The 3,804-nt window shown below is 40.6% G+C and carries 4 protein-coding genes and 1 pseudogene; all 5 read right to left on the bottom strand.

Annotated features, from left to right (window positions below):
- Window positions 1-55: 55 nt before the first annotated feature.
- Window positions 56-208, bottom strand: a complete 153-nt coding sequence (locus BBA02S_RS20890) for a hypothetical protein (RefSeq protein ID WP_156141484.1) — start codon at window positions 206-208, stop codon at window positions 56-58.
- Between the two features lie 53 nt (window positions 209-261).
- Window positions 262-1,395 (bottom strand): aminotransferase class V-fold PLP-dependent enzyme, encoded by a 1,134-nt coding sequence (locus BBA02S_RS19580; protein WP_041114105.1) that lies wholly within the window; start codon window positions 1,393-1,395, stop codon window positions 262-264.
- Between the two features lie 20 nt (window positions 1,396-1,415).
- Entirely contained in the window at window positions 1,416-2,030 is a 615-nt protein-coding gene (locus BBA02S_RS19585) for a hypothetical protein (RefSeq protein ID WP_052477350.1), read from the bottom strand.
- Between the two features lie 273 nt (window positions 2,031-2,303).
- The gene (locus BBA02S_RS19590) at window positions 2,304-3,461 is read right to left on the bottom strand and encodes an MFS transporter (RefSeq protein ID WP_041114104.1); all 1,158 of its coding nucleotides are present in this window, start codon (window positions 3,459-3,461) and stop codon (window positions 2,304-2,306) included.
- A gap of 40 nt (window positions 3,462-3,501) precedes the next feature.
- Window positions 3,502-3,804 (bottom strand): annotated as a pseudogene (locus BBA02S_RS19595) (hypothetical protein); the annotation flags it as partial.

Consider the following 3,804-nt stretch of genomic DNA (forward strand, 5'->3'; position numbering starts at 1 on the left):
TGGAAAGCAACAGCCCTCATCCGCAGGCAAACCAAAAAAGACGGCAGGCATTCTGTCAGTCTTTCTTTCTTCTGCGATTGGTCAGCCAGTCTAATAATAAGATGATGGCAAGCACCAGAAAGGCATACTTCAGAGCTTTCATGACGTTGTTATCAAAAATAAAAAAGGAAACGGTTGACAAAATAACGAAAAACCATATATATCGCATGATTTTCCTCCTCCCTCTGAAGCTCCTGTTTTACATACAGCCTAAGCCAGCACTCAAATTTTTTTCAGCACAATGGCCAACTCATCTAGTGCATGCTGTATCTCCTCCTGCGTATTGTAGAGGTGTGGTGCGATTCGAATAACATCTTCTCTTGCGGACACGATCACTTTCTTATCTCTTAACATGGCTTCCGCTTTGGCTGCATCACCCACTTGAAAAGCAACAAGGCTTGATCTCTGATCTAAGTTGGCCGGCCCTATCAGATGCAGTCCTTTTTCCTGTCCATATTGTATGGTAAATCGGGCTAATTCTGTTAAATCAGCTTCAATCTGCTCGACTCCTATTTCTAAAAGTAAATTAAGCGCTGAACAGGCGGCGTATATACTAATAAAAGAGGGTGTCCCTGTTTCAAAGCGGCGGGTTCCTGCAGCAAACATTGGGCGCTCTATATCAAAGGTGGAGGAAGGATTTTGCCCTAGCCATCCCGTTATCTGCGGTTTGAGCTGTTCGGCCAGCTCTTTTCTTATATATAAAAACGCTGCTCCCGGGATGCCCAGCATATATTTGCGCGTCCCGGCTGTTAATAGATCGATCTTCATTTCTTTTACATGAATCGGGATATGTCCAGCGGATTGATAGGCATCGACAAACAACAGCGAGCCTTTTTGGTGAACGATACGGGCGATTTCCTCTAGGTTTTGTTTATAACCGTTATAATAAGAAACATGCGGGATGCATGTGATTAAAGTATCGGCCGTTACGTCTTGCTCATACTGCTCCAAAGGGATTTCTCCGTGACAGGAGCGGATGATAGAGGTTTTTTCTTTGAATGATTCCTGTGCAAGCCAAATGTGTCCAACCGTAGGGAAATCGATATCGGTAAATGAAATTTTGCGTTTTTCGGCTCCGGCAGAAAGAGAAACGGCGACCGCAGAAATCGCATCTGAAACGGAGGCGACAAGGGCAATTTCGTCTGCTTCCGCGCCAATCAGTTTGGCAAACCTCTCCCTCGCTTCTTCCGCTTTGCGCATCGCTGCCTTCCAGTTGTTCCCTGAAACCAGCAGCTCATGTTGATAGTCCTCTATCGCTCTTGAAACCGGTTTTGCCAGTGCCCCTTGGGAACAGCTGGCCAGATGGATATGGGTCGCCGTAATCGGAAACAAGGAGCGGTAAAAGCCAACATTCATGACGGTTCCTCCTCTTTTCGTTATTTATAGTAAGGCGGCCTTTCTCCTTCCTCTGCGTAAGCAGTGCAGCTGCCTTTATCCACTTGATAAGATAAAAGCCAGGAACCTGTTTCCTGTCCCTTCCTCCATTTTTCCGTGAAGATCACCAGATATATTTCCTGTCCCTCTTTCTGTACGCTTGTTTCCCGTTGGACTTCATATCCATTCACTGTGCCCTGCCATTTTCCTGCTTTCTTTGGAAATGCATCTGTGACCGTGCCATTTCCGCTCATCGCAAATTTAACGGCTTCTTCCTTTGTGAAGGGAGGAGAAGACGGAGAGGTGAAGAACATGACTCCCCAGCTGATTACGCATAGAAGCAGCGGAACGAGCACAAATCCCTTGATCCCCTTTTTTTCAGCCATTCTCTTATACAGCCATCGATCCATGAACGCATATAATAAGGCAGCCGCCATTCCATGCAAGGCCATCAGCCAAGATGCAAACCATACTCCATTGACCAAACCAAACATGCCATGCAGTAAAATATAAAGCCAATTGTTCTGTTTCAACCACTTTCGCTGAATATACTCAATCCCGACAGAGACAGCGCTTCCGTACGTTGTTTTCTCATAATTCCCTTCCTTTTTTTTCATGAATTAAGAATTAATCTACCCCTTCTCCTCGTTCATTTCTTTAGTAATGGATCTTTTTTCTTTGTTTAAAAATTAAATATAGCATACCTCTCATTTGGTCGTCTTACCAAGATGGATTATTATTGATTAAGTCCGATGAAGTGACAGCGAAAAAGTTTTTTTGCTTTATTATACTTATAATAAGAGTGTTAAATTTATTTGGAGATGGATTTCCAAAATTTAGACAGAGAGACCCCTTTCGACATAAGGGTGTCTCTCTGGTTTTCTCTATTATTATTCACTGCTCTCTGTGATTCTAAATTCTCTTTTCATACTATAGAACTGTAAGAAAAGGGAAAATATCATAGATAGAACAGCAAAATAAATTAACATAATACTTCCAGTTCCAAAAGACAAAACAACCCCGCCTAGAGTAGCACCTATTGCACTTCCTAAATAGTTAATAGAACTGTTTAATGCTACTGCCGAACTTCCATTCTGAGGTTGGTATGACAGTAATATATGTTGTTGAGGTGCTTGGCAGGCCCATCCCATTGCTCCCCAGACAAAGAAAGGAAAGTATTGTAGTAAAGGGATGTTAATCATTATTGGTATACATATAATAGATAATGTTAATGTAATTAGAATGATGGTAACTAAAGTTTTTGGTTTCTTGAAATGATCGATCAAGTAACCAATTATTACACTTCCAAATAATCCTCCGAATCCCCAAGCCCAGAGGTATACGGCCAGGTTGTTATAGACTGAAATTTCGTTTAATAGTGGAGATAAATATGTGTATAAGCCTAGACTTGCTAAGCTGGCAAAAAATGTGATTAGCACGGTTATAGCAACCCTTTTATCTAAAAACAATTTTAACCGTTCATTCAGTGCAGGGGGTGGTGTGGTAGGGAAATGTGGTAGAAATTTAAGCATTCCTAAAGCCGCTATTACACCGATAATAACTAAGACCCACATGGATATTTTCCAGTTGAACACATTTGAGACATAGAGACCTAAAGGTACACCTAATACTGTCCCTATACTCATTCCTCCTATGGTCAGTCCTATAGCTCTCCCTTTTTTTTCACTAGAAACAAGCTGCGCAGAGGCTGCTACAGCTAGCGGAGAAAATAAGCCAGCTCCTACCCCAGCAATTGCTCTAGATAGTAAAAGAATAGAAAATGTTGGGGCTAAAGCTGTAATAGCATTAGCAATGGTAAAAATGAGCATTGAATATAACAGTACTTTTTTTATGGGTTTACCAGCAAGTAAGGAAGAGAACAAGGGTGCGGATATAGCGTAAAATAGAGTAAATATACTAACCGCTTGCCCTACTTGTGATGCATTCTTATCATACGTGTCGCTAATTCCAGGAAGAAGACCTGCAATAATATAAGCATCAAAGCCCAAGGCAAACATGCCTACTGCTAATAATAAAACGTTTTTCATAAGTAAATCCTCCCTAAATCAAAGGTAATAAGCATTAAGTTCATAAAGAATTAAATGACTTAAAATCAACAAGGGATGTATATACATCCCTTGTTGATTTTAAGTCTAATCTTTCGAATCCACTCTCTTCTGTTAACAACACTCGTTTTGCTAATCTATTGTATTTAACAGAAGAAAATTTATATTTACTAGCATCAATTTCATTTAATAACTTTTGTAAAGTGATCGCCTCTTTCAGATTTGGAAATTTATATTTAGGCTTTACACCAAGAATTACAAAGTCGGTAACATCCTTAACCACTCTTATAACTCTTTCTAACCTTCTATCTCCGTCAAATTTTTT

The organism is Bacillus badius NBRC 15713, from assembly GCF_001591605.1.
GTDB lineage: Bacteria > Bacillota > Bacilli > Bacillales > Domibacillaceae > Pseudobacillus > Pseudobacillus badius.

Coding starts and splice junctions, on each gene's coding strand:
- BBA02S_RS19590 (WP_041114104.1), bottom strand. CDS start 3,461: ATGAAAAACGTTTTATTATTAGCAGTAGGCATGTTTGCCTTGGGCTTT.
- BBA02S_RS19580 (WP_041114105.1), bottom strand. CDS start 1,395: ATGAATGTTGGCTTTTACCGCTCCTTGTTTCCGATTACGGCGACCCAT.
- BBA02S_RS19585 (WP_052477350.1), bottom strand. CDS start 2,030: ATGAAAAAAAAGGAAGGGAATTATGAGAAAACAACGTACGGAAGCGCT.
- BBA02S_RS20890 (WP_156141484.1), bottom strand. CDS start 208: ATGCGATATATATGGTTTTTCGTTATTTTGTCAACCGTTTCCTTTTTT.